Consider the following 22,776-nt stretch of genomic DNA (forward strand, 5'->3'; position numbering starts at 1 on the left):
TAATAAGGGCAGACAATTCCGGCTCTGCGCTATATCTTTCACGGCCCGTCCCGAAACGTCGGGACTCGGCCGCAAAAGGATACCGCTTCGATCCGGGCTGCAGACCATCATAAACCAGACAATTTGTCTTTCACATGAGTGAGGAAGAAGAAGATTTGAACTTGAACGAAAACGAAAATGAATTGCCGACCGAAGGTGAAACTTCCGGCGGCGATCATTTTTACGAGCATGACGAAATCAATCCCGAGGATACGATTACCAAGGTAACCGGCATGTACAAGGATTGGTTCCTCGACTATGCATCCTATGTCATTCTCGAGCGTGCCGTACCTGCCATCGAGGATGGTTTCAAACCCGTACAGCGCCGCATTATGCACTCGCTCAAGGAACTCGACGACGGCCGTTACAACAAAGTCGCGAACGTGGTCGGGCATACGATGCAGTACCATCCGCACGGTGACGCGAGTATCGGCGACGCGATGGTGCAGATCGGGCAGAAGGATTTGCTCATCGACACCCAGGGAAACTGGGGCAACATCCTGACCGGCGACGGTGCGGCGGCCCCGCGTTACATCGAGGCGCGTTTGTCCAAATTCGCGCTTGAAGTTTTGTACAGCCCCAAAATCACCGAATGGGGATTGTCCTATGACGGCCGTAAAGCCGAACCGATCAACCTGCCGGTCAAGTTCCCGTTGCTGCTCGCACAGGGCGCCGAGGGAATTGCCGTCGGTTTATCGACCAAAGTGTTGCCGCACAACTTTAATGAACTCATCGATGCATCGATCAGAATATTGAAAGGCAAATCGTTCCAGTTGTTTCCGGATTTCCAAACCGCAGGAATCGCCGACGTGACCAATTACAATGACGGGATGCGCGGTGGACGCGTGCGTGTACGCGCCAAAATCGCACAGCTCGACAAATCGACGCTTGTGATTTCACAGATTCCGTTTTCGACCAATACGACTTCGCTCATCGATTCGATCCTCAAAGCCAACGACAAAGGCAAAATCAAGATCAAGAAAATCGAAGACAATACCGCTGCTGAGGTCGAAATCCTGATCCATTTGTATCCAGGCGTTTCGCCCGATAAAACAATCGATGCGTTGTTTGCCTTTACCGGCTGTGAAACCTCGGTGGCACCGTTGGGTTGCGTTATTGAAGACAACAAACCACGTTTTGTCGGCGTGTCCGAAATGTTGCGCATTTCGACCATGCGAACCAAGGATTTGCTGCGCCAGGAACTCGAAATCCAGCTCAACGAACTCGAGGAACAATGGCATTTCTTATCGTTGGAACGGATCTTCATCGAAAATAAAATCTACCGATTGATCGAGGAAGAAAGTACACGCGAAGGGGTCATCAAAGCCGTAGACGATGGTTTGAAGCCGCACATCAAACACCTCAAACGCGCTGTTACCGAAGACGACATCTTGCGTTTGCTCGACATCCGCATCATGCGTATTTCCAAATACGACAGCAACAAGGCGCAGGACAAAATCGAGGCACTCGAAGGCGACATCGAACAGGTCAAGCACGACCTCGAGCATTTGACCGATTACGCGATTGCCTACTTCACCAGATTGAAAGAGAAATACGGCAAGGGCCGCGAACGCCAAACCGAATTGCGTATTTTCGATACGATCGAGGCGACGAAAGTCGTTTTGCGCAATACCAAATTGTACGTCAACCGCGAGGAAGGTTTCATCGGAACGGGCTTGAAGAAAGATGAATTCGTGACCGAATGTTCCGACATCGACGACGTGATCGTATTCCTGCGCGACGGCAGCATGCAGGTCACCAAGGTTTCGGACAAGACGTTCGTAGGCAAGGACATCATCCATGTCGCGGTATTCGACAAGAGCGACAAGCGCACGATCTACAATATGATTTACCGCGATGGCAAATCGGGGCCGGCTTACATCAAGCGTTTCAATGTTTCGGGCATCACGCGCGACAAGTCGTACGATTTGACCAATGAAAATAAAGGCTCGCAGGTGTTGTATTTTTCGGCCAATCCGAACGGGGAAGCCGAAGTCATTACGATCCTGTTGCGCCAAATCGGCAACATCAAGAAACTCAAATGGGATGTCGATTTCGCCGATATGGCCATCAAGGGCCGCGGATCGAAAGGCAACCTGATCAGCAAATACCCGATCAAGAAAATCGAGCTCAAGGAAAAAGGCATTTCGACCCTGAAGCCGCGCAAAATCTGGTTCGACGACACGGTTCAGAAACTCAATGTAGACGCACGCGGCGAATTGCTCGGTGAATTCCGTCCGAACGACAAATTGCTCGTCATTTCGCAAGCCGGAAAGGCCAAAGTGATCATCCCCGAACTCACGACGCATTTCGACGAAGACATGGTCGTGCTCCAGAAATGGATCCCGAACAAACCGATTTCTGCCATTTACTACGACGGCGAAAAGGAAAAATATTTCGTCAAGCGTTTCCTGATCGAGAATGAGGCGAAAGAGGAAAGTTTCATCACCGAACACCCAAATTCGCAGCTCGAAATTGTCTTCACCGATTACCGCCCGATGGCCGAAGTTGTTTTTGCCAAAGTCAAAGGCAACCAGAAGGAAAACCTGACCATCGACCTCGAAGCATTCATCGCCGTCAAAGGATTCAAGGCATTGGGCAACCAACTCACCAGTGACAAGATCAAACAAGTCAACCCGCTCGAACCGTTGCCGTATGAAGCACCCGAGGAAGTCGTTCCGGAAGAAATTGAAGTTTCGGGAAATACAATGGTTTCAGACGATTCCGATGTCGATTTACAGATCGACGACGACGGACAAGTGACGTTGTTTTAAATTTTTTACGCGACAATTCTAAAAATAAAAGGCCACGAATTCTCGAATGATTAGTCCAATCTTATTTGGAAAATTCGAGAATTCGTGGCTTTATTAAACCAGCGTATTCTTACTTCTGTGCTTCTTTTCTCTTTTTTTCCGAATCGATGATCGCGCCTGTACCGGCACCGACACCACCGCCGGCCAATCCACCGATGACGGCACCACGGCCCGGTTTGTCCTTGTCGATCAAGGCACCCGAAACGGCTCCCACACCGGCCCCGATCACGGCACCTTTAGCCGCGCCACTCCAGCCTTTTTTCTTTTGTTCGGCAGTTGTGGCTGCAGGCGCAGTATTGTTGACGATCACGGGACGCTGTTTCGCGGCTTTGGCTTCGGCCACGGCGTTCATCGAATCGATCGTTTTCTGTTTGGCCATTTCGGCTTTTTGTTTTTCCATTTCCATTTTGAGCGAATCGATGGTCGCTTGTTGCGGATCACCCGCTACACCGGCTTCATTCGCGGTGTTCTTGCAGGCAAACGAAAAAATGGCTGCGAAAAGGAGTACTGCAATTTTTTTACTCTGTGATTTCATGGCTTTGCTTTTTAGAATTTAAGCCAAATTACCAAAAGTAGCAGTGGAGCGGGTTACAGCATTTCCGATGATTTTTACATCTTTTTGAAAATGAATGGCCACGAATGCACGAATTAAATTTTTAAAATTTGTGCATTCGCGGCCAAAAAAGATAGCATATAATTGTGCTTATTTCTTCTTTTTGCTGATTTTCATATTGAGGAATTCCACCAACAACGAGAACGCAATGGCAAAATACAGATAGGCTTTAGGCAATGGCGTGACGTGTTCGCCAAAAATGACGGCATTCGACAAATGCGCCGATTCGGTGATCAGCATCAAACCGATCAGGATCAGGAACGACAAGCCCAAAATCTGGATCGACGGATGGCGGTTCACGAAATTCCCGACCGGAACGGCAAACTGCATCATGATCATCACCGAAATCACGACCGCCGCAATCATGATGTACAAGGCACCTTCGACCCCATTGGTCATCCCGACGGCCGTCAGGATGCTGTCGAAAGAAAACACCAGGTCAATCAGAATGATCTGGAAAATCACGCTGCTGAACTTCGTCTTGGCCGATTGGCCGAGTTCTTTTTCCTCTTCGCCTTTTTCATCGACCTTTTCGTGGATTTCCTTGGTGCTCTTGTAGATCAGGAACAACCCGCCCAGCAGCAATACCAGTGCTTGTCCGGAAACGCCTGCCTTGATAAAGCCCCAGTCAAAACTGAACCACGGTTTTTTCATCGCAATGAGCAGGGTAATCCCAAAAAGCAGCGCAATGCGCATGAACATCGCGAGGAACATCCCGATTTTGGTTGCGCGTTTGCGTTGTTCGGGCGGTAGTTTTCCGGTCGTGATCGAGATAAAAATAATGTTGTCAATCCCCAGGACGATTTCTAAAAAGGTCAGGGTCAACAAAGCAACCCAGGCGCTCGGATTCGATAAGATTTCCATTTAAAATGCTTTAATTGATTCGTGTGGCAGTGCCTTTTTGCTTCTGGTTGCTGCCCACGGTTCCAAATTCAAAAGTATAGGTTTTTTCGGTAGTGGTCAAAATTTTGATCGCAATCGCTTTTTGTTCCTTCATGTTCTTCGGGTTGATTTTGCGCAGCACATATTCGCAATCGTTGACCCACCGGATCGAGGAGGTATCGGTTTTGCCTTTGTAGGTTTCGATCACGAGCGAATCGGTGCGGATCGTCACGGTTTCGTGTTTGACGCCATCGATGGTGATTTCCGATTGGAATTTCCCGGTTTTGAAATCTTTGCAATTGCGCTCGACATGGTAGCATGACGTGAGGAAAAGTATTGGAGCCAGTAATAGGAATTTTTGCATTTTGAAGTATTTGTTAACCATTTTATTTTTTGAAGCTGTTCCCGCTTTCCGTTGCAATCTTTTACGGCCTCCGCTGCGCTGCGGCCGCAAAAGATTGCAACGGAAAGCGGGGCTAGGGTCTATCATTCTATTTTAAATTTGTAATAATCAATGCACCGCGCCGCCAGGCTCCATCGCTAAAACAGTCCACCGGACTGTTTTTTAACGCTCGGCCCTATCCGGGCTAGGGTATTGGGTACTATTTACTATTGTCTTTTAATTTATCCAATTCATCATCGGTAAAATGTTTGATGATTTTGTCTTTTGAAAATTTATCGGCGTTGTAACTTTTCGATTTGTTTTTCGGGATCGACAAACTGTCCCATTCCGTGTTTTTGAGCTGTTTGGCATAAAACACGATCTGTCCCACATGGTACGGATAGTGTGCCAACTGCCGGTTGATCGCCTCCACGACCGTATGGCCTTCATTGCGGATGTAAATGATCTGCATCATCTGTTCGGGCTTTAAATCGTTGAGCGCGGCAAACAAACACTGCCAGCCTTTTTCCCACAAGGCCAAAACTTCTTCCTTGGTTTGGAGCGTATTTTCAAACTCGGCATCGCGGTCGCGCCATTGCTTTTCACCATCAGAGGTCAGGAAATCGGTCCAACGCGACAGCATATTCCCGGCGATGTGATTGACGATGACGGCAATGCTGTTGGTGTCATCATTGACCGCAACGAACAATTGTTCGGGCTCGAGCTGCGCGATCGCTTTTTCGCCCAAGGTTTTGTAATACACGAATTGTTTTTTCGCGCTGTCCAGGAAAGAGGCATTGGCTTCCATATTATTCAATTTTGATGTCGTATTTGTCAAGCAAGCCCGGAATTCCATTGACCGAGAACTTCGCTTTCTTCATCGGGTTGAATTCCGGATCGATGCGGAAATGGTAGGCCGTGGTCAAATCGGCACCGGCCAAAATGGTCTCGTGAAACACCGCGTCTTCAAGGTTGCAATTGTCGAATGTAGCCGAAGTCAGGTCGCAGCCTTCAAAATTGACGCCTTTGAGTGAAGTGTTGGCGAATGTTGTCTTTTGCATTTTCTTACGCGAAAACCACGAATAATCAAGGATGCAATCGGTAAAATGGACGCCGAATAAAAAATCCAGTGCTTCGTCAAACCGGATGCCCAACAATTTGCATTGTTCAAAAGCGACCGTTTGTAAAGCCGTTGCGGGCAATTTGGCCATCGCCAGGTTGCAGTCGATGAACGTGCAATCGATGAAACGGCATTCCGAAAACACCGTGTTCGAAAAATCGCAGTGGCGGAACACGCAGCCGTCAAATTCTCGATTGCTGAGCTTTTGTCCGAAGAAAATTGTTTTCTCAAACGTTTGGTCGATGTGGATGAATTCTTCTGTCATTTCCCAAAAAGGCTTTTCATGATTTGGCTCAATCCTTTGAACATAAAGAAAACGGCGAAGAAACAGATCGCGATACCGAGTGCCAGGACCAGATAATGCCAGCCAGTGTGTTGGTTCTGGAAGGCGTTGTAAATCACGCTCGGCCCGATGAAGAACATCGGCAGCGCCCAGGCGAGGTATTTGATTCCTTTGTTTAAAAATTCGCGGTTGGTGTGCATGTGTTTTTTGGTCACGAATTCACAAATTTTTCAAAAACAATTTGAGATAGGATTGGTGAATTCGGGGCTTATTTTTAAAGATTAAATTTTTCTGCATTGTAATTGTCAACCGATTTGCGCACGCTGCCGAAACGTTCGAGCAATTCGGCAGCTTCCTCGTACGAAACCGGGATTTCGCCCATAATCATGCGCACGCCGCGGTCGACGAGTTTGTTGTTGCTCAGTTGCATGTCGACCATCTTGTTGCCTTTGACGCGACCCAATTGAATCATTGTTGCGGTCGAGATCATGTTTAAAATCAGTTTTTGTGCGGTGCCGGCTTTCATGCGCGAACTGCCCGTCACGAATTCCGGGCCAACAACTGCCACGATCGGGAATTGTGCGGTCAGGGCGAGCGGGCTGCCTTCGTTGCAAGTGATGCAACCCGTGATGATGTTGTTTGCATTGCATTTTTCGAGTCCGCCAATCACATAAGGCGTCGTGCCCGAAGCGGCGATGCCAATGACAACGTCTTTAGTATTGATATTGAATTCGGACAAATCGTTCCAGGCTTGGCTTGCATCGTCTTCGGCGTTTTCGACTGCGCGTCGGATGGCCTTGTCGCCACCGGCAATGATGCCGTTGACCAAATCGAAAGGCACACCAAACGTTGGCGGACATTCCGAGGCATCGACAATACCGAGCCGACCCGAAGTTCCCGCACCGATGTAGAACAATCTTCCGCCGTTTTTGAGTTTGGCCACGACCTGAAAGACCAAAGCCTCGATCTGCGGCAACGCTTTTTCGACGGCCAGCGGTACGGTTTTGTCTTCGTTGTTGATGTTGGTCAACAGCTCGGCGATGGGCATTTGTTCGAGCGCTTCGTATTTGGAGGATTGTTCGGTGGTTTTGGTGAAGTTCATTTTGGAGTTGAAAAGATTCAAAGTCTCAAAGTTACAAAGTTTGTGCGTGGTTTCCACTTCGAAATTCGTTAATCATTATTCGAAATTCGACATTTTTTGAACCGAAGAATATTGAATGTCGAATAGGGAACGTTGAAGTTAGGTACGCGTTAGCGATGGGAGCAAGGCACCATGTGCCGCGGACAGCGCGGGCCAGGGCCGAGCGTAAAGAAACAGTCCGATGGACTGTTTTAGTGAGGAGCCAGCAGGTGCGCAGGCCGGTGTGAAAGGCAACGCCCAAATGATTCAACGCAAAGACGCTAAGCTTTATACACTTTGCGGGAACTTTGTGTCTTTGAGGTAAAAAAAATCAAACGAAACACGCCAACACAATCCCCAAAATAATCATCGAAACCTTCGCGATGTTGAATTTATGGCCTTCGCTGGTCTCAAAAATAATCGTCGATGAAATGTGGAACAGGATGCCGATGACGACCGCGGTGATTTGCGTGTAGTATTCGCTTAGCATTGGCAAGTATTCCGAAGCGACGGTGCCGAGCGGTGTCATGATGGCAAATGCGAGCATGAAAAAGAAGATGGTGCTTTTGCCCAGTTTGGCGTTGAGGAAAAATACCGTCAGGATGATCGCGATCGGCAAGTGGTGGATCGCGATACCGATCGCAAGGTTTTCATGATGGCTGACGGGAAAACCTTCCAAAAAAGCGTGCAGGCACAAGCTGATGAACAGCGACCATGGCATGGATTGCATCTCGTCGTGGCTGTGCACGTGTCCGTGTTCGGCGCCCTTGGAGAAAAATTCGAGGATGATCTGGAACAAGATTCCGGCCATGATGAAAATCCCGATTGCGCTGGAATGCTCATGCCCGTGGTGTGCATGGTCGGCTTCGTAGACCTCGGGCAGCAAGTGCATGACCGTGAGCGACAGCAGGAACGCCCCGCTGAAGGCGAGCAACAGCTTGAGGTTCTTTTTCTTGGTCGGTTTGAGGAACAACGCGATTCCGTAACCGATCAGTACCGAAAATAAAGGCAGCAAATAGTTCATTATTTAAAAATCATGATCAGACGTTCGCTTTCGGTCTTGTGGAATTTCTTGAGCTTGTAATCGCCAAAGGTATCGAGCAGGTAAATGCCCGCTTCGTTCATGAGTTCCTGGAAACATTGGAGCGTGAGCGCCTTGACCTTTTCGGTGAAATGGAATTGCTGGCCCTTGTCTTCAAAATCGATTTCCTTGTAAATGTGGTCGTCGATGTAATAGCGCTTGATGTGGAAATCGATGCCATCGACATGCTTGGTTTCTTCAGGGACGAGGTTCGCGATGACGTGGTTGACGTTCATGAAATCGATCGCGGCAAAACCGTATTCGGACAAACTTTCCTTGATGGCGATCAGTGTCTTGAGGTTGTCGTCGTCGTTTTCGAAATAACCGAAGCTCGTGAACAGGTTGAAAATCGCGTCGAATTTTTCATCGAACGGTTCGCGCATGTCGTGCACACAGAAATGCAAATACTGGTTGGTGTTCTTTTGCGCCTCGCGGATGTTGTTCTCCGACAAATCGGCACCGGTCACATCAAACCCAAGCTGGCTCAAATAAATCGCATGACGGCCTTTGCCGCACGCCAGATCGAGCACTTTGGCCTTTTCGGGCAAATTGAGGTAATGCGTGAGGTTGTCCATGAAAACCTGCGCTTCGCGGTAATTGCGCTCTTTGTAAAGGATGTGGTAATAAGGCGTGTCAAACCACGAGGCAAACCAATTATTGGCTTCTTTTTGCATAGTCATTCTTTAGCGACCACAAATTTAGTGTATTTTTGCACCGAATACCGGATTTTACGATGGAAAATAATTTTAAGATGATAGCCAAAACCTTTTTTGGTTTCGAGGAAATACTGGCCAAGGAACTGCAACAGCTCGGCGCACAGGACGTGCAAATGGGCACGCGTATGGTCAGTTTCAGGGGAGATAAGGGATTTATGTACAAGGCGAATTTGTCGCTGCGTACGGCGCTCAAAATCCTCAAGCCGATTTACCACTTCCGCGTATTCAACGAAGACAGCCTGTACAAAGGGATTCATGCGATCGATTGGTCGAAATACATGAATGAAAACCAGACGTTCGTGATCGATTCGACCGTGCATTCGGAGAAATTCAACCATTCCGAATTTGTGTCACAGAAAGCCAAGGATGCAATCGTAGACCAATTTCGAACCCGCACCGGCCAGCGTCCGAGCATCGATAAAACGCATCCCGATTTGCGCATCAATGTCCACATCGACCGCGACCAATGTTCGGTTTCGCTCGATACTTCGGGGGCTTCGTTGCATCATCGTGGCTACAGGACCGCGACGAACATCGCGCCAATCAACGAAGTGTTGGCTGCCGGAATGCTTTTGCTTTCGGGATGGGACGGGCAGGGCGATTTCCTGGACCCGATGTGCGGCAGCGGCACCATTTTGACCGAAGCGGCGATGATTGCGTGCAACGTACCCGCTAATCTCAATAGAAAAGAGTTTGCGTTTGAAAAATGGAACGACTGGGACGAGGAACTGTTCGATACCATCATGGATTCCCAACTCAAGAAAGTACGCGAGTTCCATTACAACATCGTCGGTTATGACAAGGCGCCTTCTGCGGTCATGAAAGCCAAGGACAACATCAAGAACGCCAACCTTTCGGAATACATCACGGTCGAGGAACGCAATTTCTTCGATACCGAAAAAGAAACCAAAGGCCCGTTGCACATGGTGTTCAATCCGCCTTATGGGGAACGGCTCGACATCCATCTCGAACGTTTTTACCGCGAACTCGGCGATACGCTCAAGCAAAGTTATCCCGGGACGAATGCGTGGTTTATTACGGCCAATCTCGAAGCCTTGAAATTTGTCGGACTCAAGCCATCGCGAAAAATCAAATTGTTCAATGGAAGTCTCGAAGCGCGTCTCGTGAAATATGAAATGTACGAAGGCAGCAAACGCACCAAGTTCCAGAACAAAGAATAAAGACCGCTGCGCTGCAAGAACCAAGATCGCTTCGCTGCAAGACTAAAAAAAATAAAATGAGCAAACTTCAAATCAAAGCCCTCGTGTACCAACTGCTGTGTTTCGCAGCCTTGTTTTTCCTGACGCGGTACATCGTTGATGCATTCACGAATGTAAGCGGCGTGTGGATTCCGGTCACGGCATTTGTGGTCGGTACTTTACTGTCACCGAAATTTCAAGCCGTCAGAACCAAAGATGGAGAAAAGATGTTTATGTCGTGGTTGTTTGTGAAAGGCATCCGCGAAGTGAAGTAATTAGAGAATGTGCCAATTAGAAAATTAGATAATTAGCTGCGAATCAAAATTATCGAATTGCTTCACCAGTTCAGCTAATGCCTCGTGCGACGAATTATCTAATTGACTCATTATCTAATTGTCTAATTATTTCTTCACCGCCACTTTCTGCTTCGTCTTGTAAATCGGAATGAAATACGAAACCGTATAATTGAATCCTACGCCAAAATCGCCGTCATACGTACGGTTGAATCCCGGGATGTACAAATTGTCGAAGTTGTCGGGTTTGTTGTTCGAGAACAATTTGTTGAAGCGTACGCTGAATCCGACATAAATGTTGTTGAACACTTTTGCATTCACACCAGCGACAAATTCGCCCCAGTGCGCCGAAAGTCCGCTGTATTTTTGACCTGAAACCACTTCGGGCTGGTCCCCGAAATAATGGTCGCGGTTGTACACCGTGTAATGGTTCAACGTCTGGCTGAAGCTACTCACCCCATAGCGCAATCCCACATACACCAAGTTTTCCATATCGAGCCAGTTTTCGTAGGCGTTGTAGTTGAAACCGGCTTTGATGTAGGTGCCTTTGGTCGTGAAGTTGAGTTGCTCGTCATCGACCGTTTTGTTCTCGTTCCCGATTTCGGCCGCGATGTAATAATTTTTCGCAATGCGGTAATCGCCCACGATTTCCAATCCTTTATAGTCTTTCTCCCAAAACGCACGCGACAATTTGAGCGCATCGATGCCCACGCGCAAACCGTAACGGCTCGTCTTGATGCTGTCGGTGGCTGGAGTTGTCGCTTTTGTTTCCTGTGCACGCAATCCAAACGAGCACAGCAGCACGAAAAGGCTAAAAGTAAATCTTAAGGTGTGTCTCATTTTCAGAAATCAGGGAATAATTTTCGACATCGATGTCTTTGATCCAGGCTTCGGGACTGTCCGGCGAATTGTCGTTGAGGATGTAGGCCGGATTGTCGGTGCCCTGGTTCAGCAGAAAAAAGATGCTGTAACCGCAAGCCCTCGAAATGTAAATGTTGTTGCGCGAATAATTGAACTGCAACGTATCGGTATTGGTAAACGTTTCATTGCCGTCATTGTTCGTGAAATAAAATTTGACTGCGTCGGTCGACACATTGAGCGGAATCTTGATCGTACTTTCACTCGTGCGGTAGCGTCCTTCGCCAACGGCCGTGGTAAAAAACACAATGGGTTCATCCTGGCCATCGGCAATCACGCGCAAATTGGTCACTTTTTTGAGTGTTTGCCGGCTCGCGGCATCATAAAAACTGATGACCAGGCGCGGCGTCGTATTTTGGCTTTCATCGCAAATGTCGTCCTTTTCACAACCCGGAAGCGTGAAGGCGATCAATAAAAGCAAGGCGAATATTTTCTTCATTTATTTTTTCTGGGCGTTGCCGCGCATTTGGTTTTTCCTTCTATTCAAAATTGTTGGCGCGGCCGGGCTTTCCGCGGTGCATGGCACCTTGCTTCAATCCCTAACGCAACTGTCGAATGTCGAACGTCAAATGACAAACGAGTTTTCGTTCGACGGTTGACTATCTTTTGGTCAAAAGTACAACATTTTCCACATGGTGCGTCTGCGGAAACATATCCACCGGACGCACGCGCGTCACCTTGTACTTTTCGTCCATCAACGCCAAATCGCGCGCCTGTGTCGCCGAATTGCAGCTCACATAGACGATGCGCTCGGGCGCAATCTTTAAAATCTGTTCCACGACATCCTTGTGCATGCCGTCGCGCGGCGGATCGGTGATGATCACGTCCGGGTGGCCGTGCTGGGCGATGAAGGCATCGTTGAACACGTTTTTCATGTCGCCCACAAAGAATTCGCAGTTGGTAATATTGTTTCTCTCGGCGTTGGCCTTGGCGTCCTCGATCGCTTCGGGAACACTTTCCACACCGATGACTTTTTTGGCTTTTCGCGAGACGAATTGTGCGATCGTCCCGGTGCCGGTGTACAAATCATAGACGAGTTCGTTTCCGGTCAGTCCCGCGAAATCGCGCGTAATCTTGTACAATTCATACGCCTGCTCCGAATTGGTCTGGTAAAAAGACTTGGCATTGATGCTAAAAGTCAAGCCTTCCATTTCCTCGAGGATGTAATCGCGGCCTTTGTAGGTTTCGATTTGCTGGTCATAAATCGTGTCGTTGGCCTTTTGGTTCACGACGTATTGCAGCGAAGTGATTTCCGGGAACTTTGCCGCCAGATGGTCGAGCAGCAGTTCGCGTTGTTTTTTGTTGTCGTCAAAGAACTGGATCAAAACCATAATCTCGCCGGTCGAAACCGTACGGACCATGAGCGTGCGCAGCAAACCTTCGCGGTTTCTCGGGTCGAAAAAGGCGAGGTTGTTTTGGTTGGCAAAATCGCGCACTTCATTGCGGATAGCATTCGACGGGTCTTGCTGCAGGTAACATTTATGGATGTCCAAAATCTTGTCCCACATTTTCGGGATGTGGAAGCCTACGGCATTGCGGTTGTCGAGTTCGCCGTTGTTCGCGATTTCGGCTTCGGTGAGCCAGCGCGAATTCGAGAACCCGAACTCCATTTTGTTGCGGTAGAAAAACTGTTTTTCGGAACCCAAAATCGGTTCGAACTCGGGCAAGTCAACTTTTCCGATGCGTTGCAAATGGTTCTTGACTTCATTGTGCTTGAAGGCCAATTGCTGCTGGTAGTTCATGTTCTGCCATTTGCAGCCGCCGCACACGCCAAAATGCGCGCAAACGGGATCGACGCGGTATTCAGATAGTTCGTGGAATTTGACTGCTTTCCCTTCGTAATACGCCTTGCGTTTCTTGAACGTCTGTACATCGACGACATCGCCGGGAACCACGTTGGGGATAAAGATCACTTTGCCATCGGGTGCCTTGGCCACCGATACGCCTTTGGCGCCGGCATCGAGTACCTTGATGTGCTCGAAGGTGATTCTGTCGGTATTTTTTCTTGCCATGGCGCAAAAATAATCGATTGTGTTGATTGCGTTCGTCTTTTTATGATTTTATTTTTTGGTTTCGGCACGGGAGATTAAAAAAAGCGGGCTTTGTGGGCCCGCTTCGTGCATTAGCTATTCGCAATAAAAGGCGATTTCCGGATGTAAGTCCCGGATTGCAATTGTTCGATCAGAAATACGGCCAGATCGGTGGCGCTTATTTTTTCCCCGGGACAATCTTCAAGACTGACGTTTGTCTCGTTCCTTAGTAGCGTCTGTTCGATCAAGGGCAGCCTGACCAAGGTCCAATCCAGTTGGCTGCTGGAAAGCAATTCGTATTCTTTTTGTTTGTCGGCGGTCGTCTCTGGAAAATGCATTTTCATCCAGTCGGTTCCTTGTTGGGTATGCGTGCCTTTGTGGTCAAACGGCGTGTCGACATTTAATCCGGTAATCACAATATAGCGTTTGATGCCCAATTGTTCCATCGCTTTCAGGATATGGCCGGTCGCGGTGGAGAAGATGTTTTTTTCGCTATGGGGTTGCCCTAGGCCCAGCGTGCTGATGATCGCCCCGCAATTTTGCAGCAAAGATTTGACGTCGTCGTACTTGTTGGCATTGCCCACGAGGGTTTCGATCAATGGATGTTCGATTGGCAAACGATCGGGATTTCTGAGCAGCAGTTTGACGGGGAAGCCCTGTGCCAATAATTCTTGGACGAGGTATTTTCCGGCTTTGCCGGTGCCGCCGATGACGGCTATTTTAGGATGTTTCATTTTTCTATGTGTAAAATATTAATAAGAAGTGGCACCGGCCGCGATGACCGATGCGGTTTTCCCAAGCCATTAGGTTGGAGAATCGTAATATTTTACAAATAGATTTTGATGGGGCAAATATAGCAAAAGAACTTGTCCGTTAAACTTTGAATAGGTCTTTATGGAACACAAATGTTTGGCTGTGGGTGCGATAGGGATGGAAGCGGCATCCTTTTGCGATGTGCAACGAGCAAAAGATAGAGCGGACAGCCCGGGCCGAAGGTATCGCCATAAAAAATAACCTTCTCCTTACAATCTTGATTTTAAAAGCCGTAACTTTATAGCTTGTCTAACTAAAAATTACAGCACATGAAAAGATCAGCATCGGCCGTATGGCAAGGCTCACTCAGGGAAGGCGCGGGGAAATTGACCACGCAAAGCAAAACCCTCGACAACACCCAGTATTCGTTCAAGACGCGTTTTGAGGACGGCGTGGGTACCAATCCCGAAGAACTCGTGGCGGCGGCGCATGCGGGCTGTTTTACAATGCAATTGTCGGCGTTTATCGGCGAGGCGGGATTTGAGATCCAGAGTTTGGAAACAAATTGCGTGATTACGATGGAGAACTTCACGATCACGAATTCGGATCTGACCGTCGTGGGAAAAGTGGCCGGACTCGGCAACGACCAGTTCCAGGAATTGGTGACCAAAGCCGAACAGAATTGCCCGATTTCGAAATTGCTCAACGCCAAGATCAGTTCGACGGCGACATTGGGTTAAAAAAATCCCCACTTTTCGGTGGGGATTTTTTTTAGTCATAAAGTCTTAAAGGCGTGTAGTTCCATTGTCTTGTAGCGGAAGCGGTCTTGGCTCTTTCAGCACAGCGGTCTTTCTTCTTAATAAGTGATGTCGAACGATCCGTTTTGCAATTGGATGGTTTCGCCTCCGTCAAAGTTTCCGAGCGTGCCTGAAAAAGTACCGATGATGCGGTTTCCGGCATTTACCGTTACGTTGGCATTGAATTCGCCGTCGTGGTCGGTGTCGAATTCGGTGCCGTTGTAATAGTAGAAATAATAGATCGTTTCTGGGCCGGGTACATTTTTCTCGAGACTGAAGGTGAATTCTTTGGTGTCGTCGCCCACAATCGTGGCAGTGACCGTCATATCTACATAGGTGTAGTCGGGTTCTACGACGGTGGTTTCCTGTACGGTAAATTTATTGAAATTGTATACAGTGCCGCCAATGGTCACTTTTAAAAAGCTAGGGACGGTTGGGATGGGCGTAATTTCTGGCGCCTTGTCGTCGTCTTTGGAGCACGAAAGCAATAAGAAGAAGGCCAGGACGGGCAATACAAGTTTCTTGCTGAGGGTAGCAATTTTTCTAGGCATGGATTGGTGTTTTTGTTTCATTAGGATTTTTATTGGTTGTTCCAAAAATATATTTTTCTTACAGTTAATGCAATCCCGGCGCCGACTTTAACATATAAAGAACTTTTGCGAAATCGATTGATATTGAAGAATATTCATTAATTTTGGAAAAAATTGGGTGATTTCTCTCCACAAGAAGGAATTGTAAAAAATTATTTAAAAAATAGTGGAAATGTCAGTTTTAGAAAAGATTAGTTCTTCGGCCCTTATTGCTTTGGAAGACAGGTATGGTGCGCACAATTACCATCCGTTGCCGGTTGTTTTGAGCAAGGGAGAAGGCGTGTATGTTTGGGATGTTGAAGGGAAAAAGTATTATGATTTCTTGTCGGCTTATTCGGCCGTCAATCAAGGTCATTGTCATCCAAGAATCATCGATGCTTTGGTCAACCAGGCCAAGACATTGACGTTGACTTCGCGTGCGTTTTACAACGACCAGCTCGGTCCGTACGAGGAATTTTTGACCAAATATTTCGGTTTTGACAAAGTATTGCCGATGAATACCGGCGCCGAAGCTGTCGAGACCGCGCTCAAGTTATGCCGCAAATGGGCTTATGAAGTCAAGGGCATCGACGAGCAGCAGGCGCAAATCATCGTTTGTGAGGGTAATTTCCACGGAAGAACCACCACGATCATCTCATTTTCGAACGATGAAAATGCGCGCAAGAATTTCGGACCGTATACGGCCGGATTCATCAAAATCGCTTATGATGACCTCGATGCACTCGAAAAGGCATTGGCGTCCAGCAAAAATATCGCAGGTTTCTTAGTGGAGCCGATTCAAGGTGAAGCAGGCGTTTATGTGCCTTCGGAAGGATATTTGGCCAAAGCCAAGGCGCTTTGCGAGAAACACAATGTTTTGTTCATCGCCGATGAAGTGCAAACCGGAATCGCGCGTACAGGGAAATTGCTCGCTGTGAATCATGAGAACGTCCAACCGGATGTTTTGATCCTGGGCAAGGCGATTTCAGGAGGCGTTTATCCGGTGTCTGCGGTATTGGCCAACGACAACATCATGCATGTCATCAAGCCGGGACAGCACGGTTCCACTTTTGGCGGAAACCCGATTGCTGCGGCTGTAGCCGTTGCGGCCTTGCAAGTGGTAACCGATGAGAAGTTGGCGCAAAATGCGGAATATCTGGGTCAGATTTTCAGAAATAAAATCGGCGAGTACATCCAAAATTCGAACATCGCGACGCTGGTGCGCGGCAAAGGATTGCTCAATGCCATCGTGATCAATGATTCCGAAGACAGTTCGACGGCCTGGGATATTTGTATGGCTTTGCGCGACAATGGTTTGCTGGCCAAGCCCACGCATGGGAACATCATCCGTTTCGCGCCCCCTTTGGTCATGAACGAGGAGCAGCTTTTGGATTGCGTTTCGATCATCATCAAGACGCTCAAACAGTTTGAAAGATAAAACAAGAATCCGCCTCAGGGCGGATTTTTTATGGTTTTTTCTTTCGCCATTTACTTTTCCGGCTTAAATTGCCGACATGAAAAAACTGATTATTCCAATCATGGTCGTTGCCATTTTGGTGGCTTTTTATGCGCAGGGGCAAGGCGAATCGAGCCGCTGGATCATGGTCATTGCCATTGCCGTATTTATGTTCGGGATGATGTGGCTCAGCAGTAAAACCCCCAGTAAAAACAAAGAAGACGATGAACGAGACGTTTAAAAAAGGCGATAAGGTTTCGGTGCTCGATGAAGCGATCGACGGTGTGGTGCTGTCGGTCCAAGGCAACCAGGTTTCAATCGAATCGAACGAAGGATTTATGATGACATTTTTTGTCAATGAAATAATTAAAATAAACGATGCCAGTAATTTAGAATTTGGAACCGGAAGTCATCATTTAAATAAGGTCAAACAGGAGAAAGAAATTCCCAAACCCAGGAGTTTTGTCAAGGAGAAAAAATCTTCCAAGGAAATTCCCGTGCCGGAATTCGATTTGCACATCGAAAAACTCGTCAAGAATTTCCGGCAGATGAGCAATTACGACATCCTGACCTTACAAACAGAAACCGCCAAAAGGCATATTGATTTCGCCATTAAAAACCGCATTCCCAAAATCGTTTTTATCCATGGTGTCGGGGAAGGAATCCTCAAAGCCGAACTCGATTTTTTGATGGGGCGTTACGACAACATCATCTTCCGCGACGCCAATTACCAAAAATATGGTTTGGGCGCGACCGAAGTTTTGGTCAAACAAAACCAGAAATAATTTTAATTGGTAGTCAACAATTCGCCGATTGGCATGTCAATCCCATAAAAGAAGGTGCTGTTGTTGTCTTTTTTCTTGAAAGTCACATTCTTGAGACGGAAACTGTGCTTGAATCCGTTGCTCGTCGTGGTCGTGATCACTTCAATGATACCGCTTGAACCCACGACTCCATTGAGCCCCTGCCATTGTTCCCGGACGCCAACGACCAAATTTCCGCAGAAGAAATTTTGGTTTTCGCCGGCCGGAATGTTGCCTTCGAACAGGCGGTAGATCAAAATGTTCTCGGTGCTTCCGACCAAGGCCGTTTTTGGCGTGTTGAGGATGGAGGAGTCGAGCAGGGCAGGACTGATGTTTTCGATCGAAAGCCCTTCGCTGGCAATGTTCTGGGCGTTGTAGACTTTATTCGTGGACGAACATATTTTCAGTTCATCGGCTTCTTCAAAATCCAAGGCCAGATCGGTTGGCGTGGTCAGGTAATTGCCCAACGGATAATCGCCCAAAACCTGTGTAGTACCATCGCTCTTGGTCAGTTCAAGGTTCTTGAGTACGACCGCGTGTCGGTAATTGGCAATCTCGATTTGTCCCGTTTCCGGATTGGGTTCTTTGGGAATGATGGTCGTTATGATTTCCATGGTGCCGCGTGCGGCAGGCCATTCGAGGATTGCTACCGGCGTCAAAGGAGCAGGATTTGAGCAAAGGGTTTGCGAATTCAATGCGCCGCTGTAAACGCGGTAACTGACCGAAAGACCGCTGCCTACATTCACCGTACGCGCACCGGGATCATTCTGGAAGGGCTGCGGATTGACACCCGAACCCAAACGAAGAATCATCACACGGTTTTCGGTGATCTTGAAAAAGAGGTTCTGGTCATTGGTGCATGAAGCGATGTTGCTGTCGTCGAAAGTAATTTGCTCTACGCTAGCGTCGCCATGATCACAGCCGTTCAATAAGAAAACCAAAAACAATAACCCCAAAAACTTTTTCATGTGCGTCTAATTTGAAGCAAAAATAGGATTTTAATTTGCAACCGCCAACCCATTTGTTTAGCATTAACAAGCAGAAAATCCTTACCTTTGCACCGATGAAAAAAGTATACCTCGACAATGCCGCAACCACTGCGATCCGTCCCGAAGTCATTTCAGAAATGGCGATGGTGATGCAACAGGAATTCGGCAACCCTTCGTCGACCCACAGTTTCGGAAGAAGTTCCAAAAGCATCCTTGAACTTTCAAGGAAAACCATAGCCAAACAACTCCATGCCGCTGCACAGGAAATCATTTTTACCTCTTGCGGCACCGAGTCCAACAACTGGATTTTGAGAAGCGCGATCAGGGATTTGAAAGTGCAACGCATCATTTCGAGCAAAATCGAGCACCATGCCGTTTTGCATACGCTCGAGGAATTGCAAAAGGAATTTGCCCTCGCCGTGGATTATGTAAAGATCAAGCGTGACGGCTCAGTCGATATGACGCATTTGTCCGAATTGCTTTCGCAGAACAAACCGACGCTGGTTTCGCTCATGCACGTCAATAACGAAACCGGAAATGTACTCGATCTGGACAAAACCGCCCGAATCTGCAAGCAATACGGCGCCTATTTTCATACCGATGCGGTACAATCGGTCGGGAAAACGGAAATCGATTTGCAGCAAATCCCCATCGACTTTTTATCGGCCAGTGCGCACAAATTCCACGGCCCTAAAGGCGTCGGTTTTGCCTTTGTCAGAAAAGGGATTGTCCTGCAACCGATGATTTTCGGGGGCGAACAGGAGAAAGGCTTGCGCGCCGGCACCGAAGCGATCCACAACATTGCAGGAATGGCGAAGGCTTTGAAACTTTCGTACCAGCATCTTGAGACCGAAAGAAACATAATTACCGAACTCAAAAGCTATTTGATCGAGCAAATCGGTATCCATTTTCCGGGCTATAAAATCAACGGCTGTGGCGAAGGATTTTACAACATCGCCAATATCTTGTTGCCATTCGACGAGCAGAAAACCATCATGATCTTGTTCAACCTCGACATGAAAGGCATCGCAGTTTCACGCGGAAGCGCTTGTCAGTCGGGCAGTGTCAAGCCATCGCATGTATTGGCGGAAATCCTGGACGAGAGCGACATCAGGAAACCATCGCTTCGCATTTCACTGAGTCATTACAACACCAAGGACGAGATCGATTATTTGATCGAATCGCTGAAGACGGTCTAAGCGCTGTCTTCATTTTTCTTTCCCGATAGCAAGGCGTAGATTGTCATGGCGTGTCCGTGCCCGATATCGAAATCTGCTTTGAGCCAGTTTACAATTTGCTTTGCCAGTTCGCTAACGCTCGTGCCGCCTGCTTTGGTTTTTTCGTCAAACCCTTTGGCCGCGGCGAGTTTACGAAAATCGGATGCCGTTTTTCCTTTTTTTCTGGATGTTCTTGAGGTAGGCTTGGAATGATTTTTTGTATTGTTTTTCTGATAAAATTATTCTAAGTTCGCGGAAAAAATTGCAATGAAAAAAATATTGATGGCTATTTTACTGGCTTCGCAGTTCGGCCTGGCGCAGAAAGGGAAATTTGAATTCGGTTTGGTGGGCGGTTATAATACTGCCAGTGTTTCTTCGATACAGGCACCGTTTTCAGATCAGGATGTAAGTTCGAGAGCGGGTGTTAATATCGGGTTGTCTTCCGAGTATCATTTTGCAGAAAATTGGAGCGTCAACCTCAAAGTGTTGTATGACCAAAAAGGTTTGGATGGTTACAATGTTTCTTTTGATTTGACTCCGGAATCGGGATACAATCAGTTTGGCTCTTTTTCTGATTTTGATTTAAAGTACTTGACATTTCCGGTAACGGCACATTGGAACTTTGGTAAAAAAGTCAATTTTTCGATTGGCGCGGGCGGTTATGTAGGTTATTTGCTCGATTCGAATGCCGATGATATTAACAGAATCTCTTTTGATCCTTTGGACCTAAACGGGAATAGCACGTTAAATCCTTTGGATTTTGAAGAAATGGATTATGGCGCGGTGGTTTCGGCCGGAGCCAAATATCCGTTGACCGAGGCGTTCCGGATTGGCTTCGAATACGAATTCCAACAGGGTTTTTCGGAAGTGCTCCAACCCAATATTTACCGTGACAAGCACACCAATTCGCGCCACAGTTTTAACCTGGGTGTCTATTACCGCTTATAATTTTATTGTTGTTTGACCAAAACGAGATATTTCCAAGGCGCCAATGTAAATGCATCGGCGCCTTTGATTTTATAATCGGTTTGGTTGAACCATTCCTTGTAATTTCCCTTTTGGTATTTCGAATCCAAAATAACCGTTGTCGGTTGCGCACTGAAATTGACGATCGAAAGAATCTGGTCGCCGTTTTTCTCACGTGAAAACGAAATGACCTGTTGTGGTTTGTCATTGAAGATACGGATCATTTCGCCTCCATTTGCGCCATTCCACAACGCTTGGTTTTGGTGTTTGAGTTCGAAAAGTTTCTGGTACATTCCCGCAAACGGATGTTGTTTCCATTCAATCAAATCCTTGTCGAAAAATTGCAACGAACGGTTGAGCCCCGCTTCCTGGCCGCTGTACACGAGCGGCATCCCGTTGACGGTTCCGGCCAGCACCATCGCCGCTTCGAGTCCGTCGCCGAAATTCGAATACTGGTTGCCTTCCCATGAATTCTTGTCGTGGTTGTCGGTAAAGGTCATTCGGTAGGCGTTGCGCGGAAAGGTGCTCACATCGTGCGCCATGTATTCTACGAGCCCCGCCAATGGTTTGTGGTCGCGCGTGACGGCGGTCATCTTTTCCCACAAACTCCACGAATAGGTCATGTCGAAGGCTTTTTTGTGCAGGTCGCGCGATTCCCATTCGCCAAGCATAAATACCGGTTTGATCTGGTCGAGTTCGTAGCGCACATTTTCCCAGAAATCCACCGGGATAAAACCCGCCACATCGCAGCGATAACCGTCGATGTCGAAATCCTTGACCCAATATTTGAGTGCGCCGGTCATGTATTTGCGCAGTTCGGGATTGTCGTAGTCGAAATCGATCACATCGTCCCAATCGTACCAGGGCGTAGGCTGGAAATGGCCTTCGGGTGTTTTCGAATACCAGTCGGGATGGTCTTTCGCCAGTGGGTTGTCCCACGAGGAATGGTTCGCGACCCAATCGACAATGACGTGCATGCCCATCGAATGGATTTTGTCGACGAGGTGTTTGAAATCTTCCTTGGTTCCAAATTCGGGATTGATGCCATAATAATCCTTGACCGAATAATAACTGCCCAATTTTCCTTTGCGTTTCTCGACACCAATCGGGTTGATCGGCATGAGCCAGATGATGTCGATGCCCATTTGTTTGAGCCGGGGCAGATGCGATTCGAACGCCTTGAAGGTGCCTTCGGGCGTGAATTGGCGGACGTTGACTTCGTAGATCGTTGCGTTTTTGCTCCAGTCGGGATGCTTGAGCGCGACGTATTCTTTGGGCTGGTAGGGCGAATCGTCTGTGGTTCGAGTAACTGTTGTTTCGGTTTTGCTGCACGAGAAAACGGAAATCGCAACGAGAATGGCCATCGCGCTTTGGGAAAGTATATTCATAACGAAAGGATTTGAGTTAAAGATAACGAATTATCGGTTCTTTTAACCCCAGTAGTTTTACATATCAGAATGAGCTTTTTTGGTGATTTTCGATTGTCGTTTGCTGCAAGAAATACCTTTCCTTTTTCGCGCGTTGGTGTTGCTGACGCGCGAATTTCGGACGCCGATTTGGATCCTTTGGATAGACGACTGTTTGGCTTTTTGGATTCTTTTTGATGCAAATGGTTGATGGTTAGCGCTAAAAGTGCAATATGGAAACCTGCGTCAATTCTAGGATTTCAAAAAAAGGGTGTATTTTTTTAATACATAATTTGCAAATACATAATTTTCTTATGTATGTTTGCGTTGT

At 47.6% G+C, this 22,776-nt stretch carries 25 protein-coding genes and 1 pseudogene; 9 read left to right on the top strand and 17 right to left on the bottom strand.

Annotated elements, in window-relative coordinates; all coding sequences use genetic code 11:
- Positions 1–134: 134 nt before the first annotated feature.
- On the top strand, positions 135–2,813 hold the full coding sequence (locus QM717_RS00345; protein ID WP_415033684.1) for a DNA gyrase/topoisomerase IV subunit A: 2,679 nt from the start codon (positions 135–137) through the stop codon (positions 2,811–2,813).
- Positions 2,814–2,922: 109 nt separating this feature from the next.
- Here the strand turns inward: QM717_RS00345 and QM717_RS00350 are convergent, their stop codons facing one another.
- The 9 genes from QM717_RS00350 to QM717_RS00390 all read right to left on the bottom strand — a co-directional run bounded on the left by QM717_RS00350 (position 2,923) and on the right by QM717_RS00390 (position 9,007).
- Positions 2,923–3,387: a YMGG-like glycine zipper-containing protein gene (locus QM717_RS00350; RefSeq protein ID WP_415033686.1), complete on the bottom strand. Its 465-nt coding sequence runs from the start codon at positions 3,385–3,387 to the stop codon at positions 2,923–2,925.
- Positions 3,388–3,555: 168 nt separating this feature from the next.
- Positions 3,556–4,329, bottom strand: a complete 774-nt coding sequence (locus QM717_RS00355) for a TerC family protein (protein ID WP_415033688.1) — start codon at positions 4,327–4,329, stop codon at positions 3,556–3,558.
- Positions 4,330–4,339: 10 nt separating this feature from the next.
- Positions 4,340–4,711 (bottom strand): DNA topoisomerase IV, encoded by a 372-nt coding sequence (locus QM717_RS00360; RefSeq protein ID WP_415033690.1) that lies wholly within the window; start codon positions 4,709–4,711, stop codon positions 4,340–4,342.
- 238 nt (positions 4,712–4,949) lie between these two features.
- Complete coding sequence (locus QM717_RS00365) at positions 4,950–5,537, bottom strand: DUF1572 family protein (protein WP_415033692.1); 588 nt, start codon at positions 5,535–5,537, stop codon at positions 4,950–4,952.
- A gap of 1 nt (position 5,538) precedes the next feature.
- Complete coding sequence (locus QM717_RS00370) at positions 5,539–6,114, bottom strand: pentapeptide repeat-containing protein (RefSeq protein WP_415033694.1); 576 nt, start codon at positions 6,112–6,114, stop codon at positions 5,539–5,541.
- Positions 6,111–6,347, bottom strand: a complete 237-nt coding sequence (locus QM717_RS00375) for a DUF6095 family protein (protein ID WP_415033696.1) — start codon at positions 6,345–6,347, stop codon at positions 6,111–6,113. The genes QM717_RS00370 and QM717_RS00375 overlap by 4 nt, the downstream gene beginning before the upstream one ends.
- Before the next feature lie 59 nt (positions 6,348–6,406).
- A complete protein-coding gene (murQ, locus tag QM717_RS00380; protein WP_415033698.1) occupies positions 6,407–7,234 on the bottom strand; it encodes an N-acetylmuramic acid 6-phosphate etherase in 828 nt (275 codons plus the stop codon).
- A gap of 349 nt (positions 7,235–7,583) precedes the next feature.
- Positions 7,584–8,276: a ZIP family metal transporter gene (locus tag QM717_RS00385; RefSeq protein WP_415033700.1), complete on the bottom strand. Its 693-nt coding sequence runs from the start codon at positions 8,274–8,276 to the stop codon at positions 7,584–7,586.
- A complete protein-coding gene (locus QM717_RS00390; RefSeq protein ID WP_415033702.1) occupies positions 8,276–9,007 on the bottom strand; it encodes a class I SAM-dependent methyltransferase in 732 nt (243 codons plus the stop codon). The genes QM717_RS00385 and QM717_RS00390 overlap by 1 nt, the downstream gene beginning before the upstream one ends.
- A 59-nt stretch (positions 9,008–9,066) precedes the next feature.
- On the opposite strand from QM717_RS00390, the gene QM717_RS00395 reads away from it, so the two are divergent.
- Positions 9,067–10,230: a THUMP domain-containing class I SAM-dependent RNA methyltransferase gene (locus QM717_RS00395; protein WP_415033704.1), complete on the top strand. Its 1,164-nt coding sequence runs from the start codon at positions 9,067–9,069 to the stop codon at positions 10,228–10,230.
- Positions 10,231–10,286: 56 nt separating this feature from the next.
- Positions 10,287–10,523, top strand: coding sequence for a hypothetical protein (locus tag QM717_RS00400; RefSeq protein ID WP_415033706.1), 237 nt, complete (start codon positions 10,287–10,289; stop codon positions 10,521–10,523).
- A gap of 126 nt (positions 10,524–10,649) precedes the next feature.
- On the opposite strand, the gene QM717_RS00405 is transcribed toward QM717_RS00400, so the two are convergent.
- The 4 genes from QM717_RS00405 to QM717_RS00420 form a co-directional block, all read right to left on the bottom strand.
- The gene (locus QM717_RS00405; protein WP_415033708.1) at positions 10,650–11,381 is read right to left on the bottom strand and encodes a DUF6048 family protein; all 732 of its coding nucleotides are present in this window, start codon (positions 11,379–11,381) and stop codon (positions 10,650–10,652) included.
- A complete protein-coding gene (locus tag QM717_RS00410; protein ID WP_415033710.1) occupies positions 11,353–11,898 on the bottom strand; it encodes a DUF6452 family protein in 546 nt (181 codons plus the stop codon). The genes QM717_RS00405 and QM717_RS00410 overlap by 29 nt, the downstream gene beginning before the upstream one ends.
- A gap of 160 nt (positions 11,899–12,058) precedes the next feature.
- Positions 12,059–13,471: a 23S rRNA (uracil(1939)-C(5))-methyltransferase RlmD gene (rlmD, locus tag QM717_RS00415; protein ID WP_415033712.1), complete on the bottom strand. Its 1,413-nt coding sequence runs from the start codon at positions 13,469–13,471 to the stop codon at positions 12,059–12,061.
- A gap of 110 nt (positions 13,472–13,581) precedes the next feature.
- Entirely contained in the window at positions 13,582–14,223 is a 642-nt protein-coding gene (locus tag QM717_RS00420) for an NAD(P)-dependent oxidoreductase (RefSeq protein ID WP_415033714.1), read from the bottom strand.
- Between the two features lie 348 nt (positions 14,224–14,571).
- Here QM717_RS00420 and QM717_RS00425 point away from each other — a divergent pair, with 348 nt between their 5' ends.
- Positions 14,572–14,982, top strand: coding sequence for an OsmC family protein (locus QM717_RS00425; protein WP_415033716.1), 411 nt, complete (start codon positions 14,572–14,574; stop codon positions 14,980–14,982).
- 116 nt (positions 14,983–15,098) lie between these two features.
- On the opposite strand, the gene QM717_RS00430 is transcribed toward QM717_RS00425, so the two are convergent.
- Complete coding sequence (locus QM717_RS00430; RefSeq protein ID WP_415033718.1) at positions 15,099–15,590, bottom strand: hypothetical protein; 492 nt, start codon at positions 15,588–15,590, stop codon at positions 15,099–15,101.
- A gap of 211 nt (positions 15,591–15,801) precedes the next feature.
- Here QM717_RS00430 and rocD point away from each other — a divergent pair, with 211 nt between their 5' ends.
- The 3 genes from rocD (at position 15,802) to QM717_RS00445 (ending at position 17,849) form a co-directional block, all read left to right on the top strand.
- Positions 15,802–17,046: an ornithine--oxo-acid transaminase gene (gene rocD, locus QM717_RS00435; RefSeq protein WP_415033720.1), complete on the top strand. Its 1,245-nt coding sequence runs from the start codon at positions 15,802–15,804 to the stop codon at positions 17,044–17,046.
- A gap of 76 nt (positions 17,047–17,122) precedes the next feature.
- Complete coding sequence (locus QM717_RS00440) at positions 17,123–17,305, top strand: hypothetical protein (protein WP_415033722.1); 183 nt, start codon at positions 17,123–17,125, stop codon at positions 17,303–17,305.
- Entirely contained in the window at positions 17,289–17,849 is a 561-nt protein-coding gene (locus QM717_RS00445; protein WP_415033724.1) for a Smr/MutS family protein, read from the top strand. Before QM717_RS00440 ends, QM717_RS00445 begins: the two co-directional genes overlap by 17 nt.
- A 2-nt stretch (positions 17,850–17,851) precedes the next feature.
- Here the strand turns inward: QM717_RS00445 and QM717_RS00450 are convergent, their stop codons facing one another.
- A complete protein-coding gene (locus tag QM717_RS00450) occupies positions 17,852–18,835 on the bottom strand; it encodes a hypothetical protein (RefSeq protein ID WP_415033726.1) in 984 nt (327 codons plus the stop codon).
- A 95-nt stretch (positions 18,836–18,930) separates the two neighbouring features.
- Between QM717_RS00450 and QM717_RS00455 the strand changes: the two genes are divergently transcribed.
- Positions 18,931–20,055, top strand: coding sequence for a cysteine desulfurase family protein (locus QM717_RS00455; RefSeq protein ID WP_415033728.1), 1,125 nt, complete (start codon positions 18,931–18,933; stop codon positions 20,053–20,055).
- Here QM717_RS00455 and QM717_RS00460 read toward each other — a convergent pair.
- Positions 20,052–20,201 (bottom strand): annotated as a pseudogene (locus tag QM717_RS00460) (DUF4287 domain-containing protein); the annotation flags it as partial. The gene QM717_RS00455 and the pseudogene QM717_RS00460 sit on opposite strands and share 4 nt — an antisense overlap.
- A gap of 139 nt (positions 20,202–20,340) precedes the next feature.
- Between QM717_RS00460 and QM717_RS00465 the strand changes: the two are divergent.
- The gene (locus QM717_RS00465; RefSeq protein WP_415033730.1) at positions 20,341–21,021 is read left to right on the top strand and encodes a porin family protein; all 681 of its coding nucleotides are present in this window, start codon (positions 20,341–20,343) and stop codon (positions 21,019–21,021) included.
- A 2-nt stretch (positions 21,022–21,023) separates the two neighbouring features.
- Here QM717_RS00465 and QM717_RS00470 read toward each other — a convergent pair whose 3' ends face one another.
- The gene (locus tag QM717_RS00470; RefSeq protein ID WP_415033732.1) at positions 21,024–22,427 is read right to left on the bottom strand and encodes an alpha-amylase family glycosyl hydrolase; all 1,404 of its coding nucleotides are present in this window, start codon (positions 22,425–22,427) and stop codon (positions 21,024–21,026) included.
- Between the last annotated feature and the right edge of the window lie 349 nt (positions 22,428–22,776).

Source organism: Flavobacterium sp., assembly GCF_047602195.1.
Taxonomy (GTDB): Bacteria; Bacteroidota; Bacteroidia; order Flavobacteriales; family Flavobacteriaceae; genus Flavobacterium.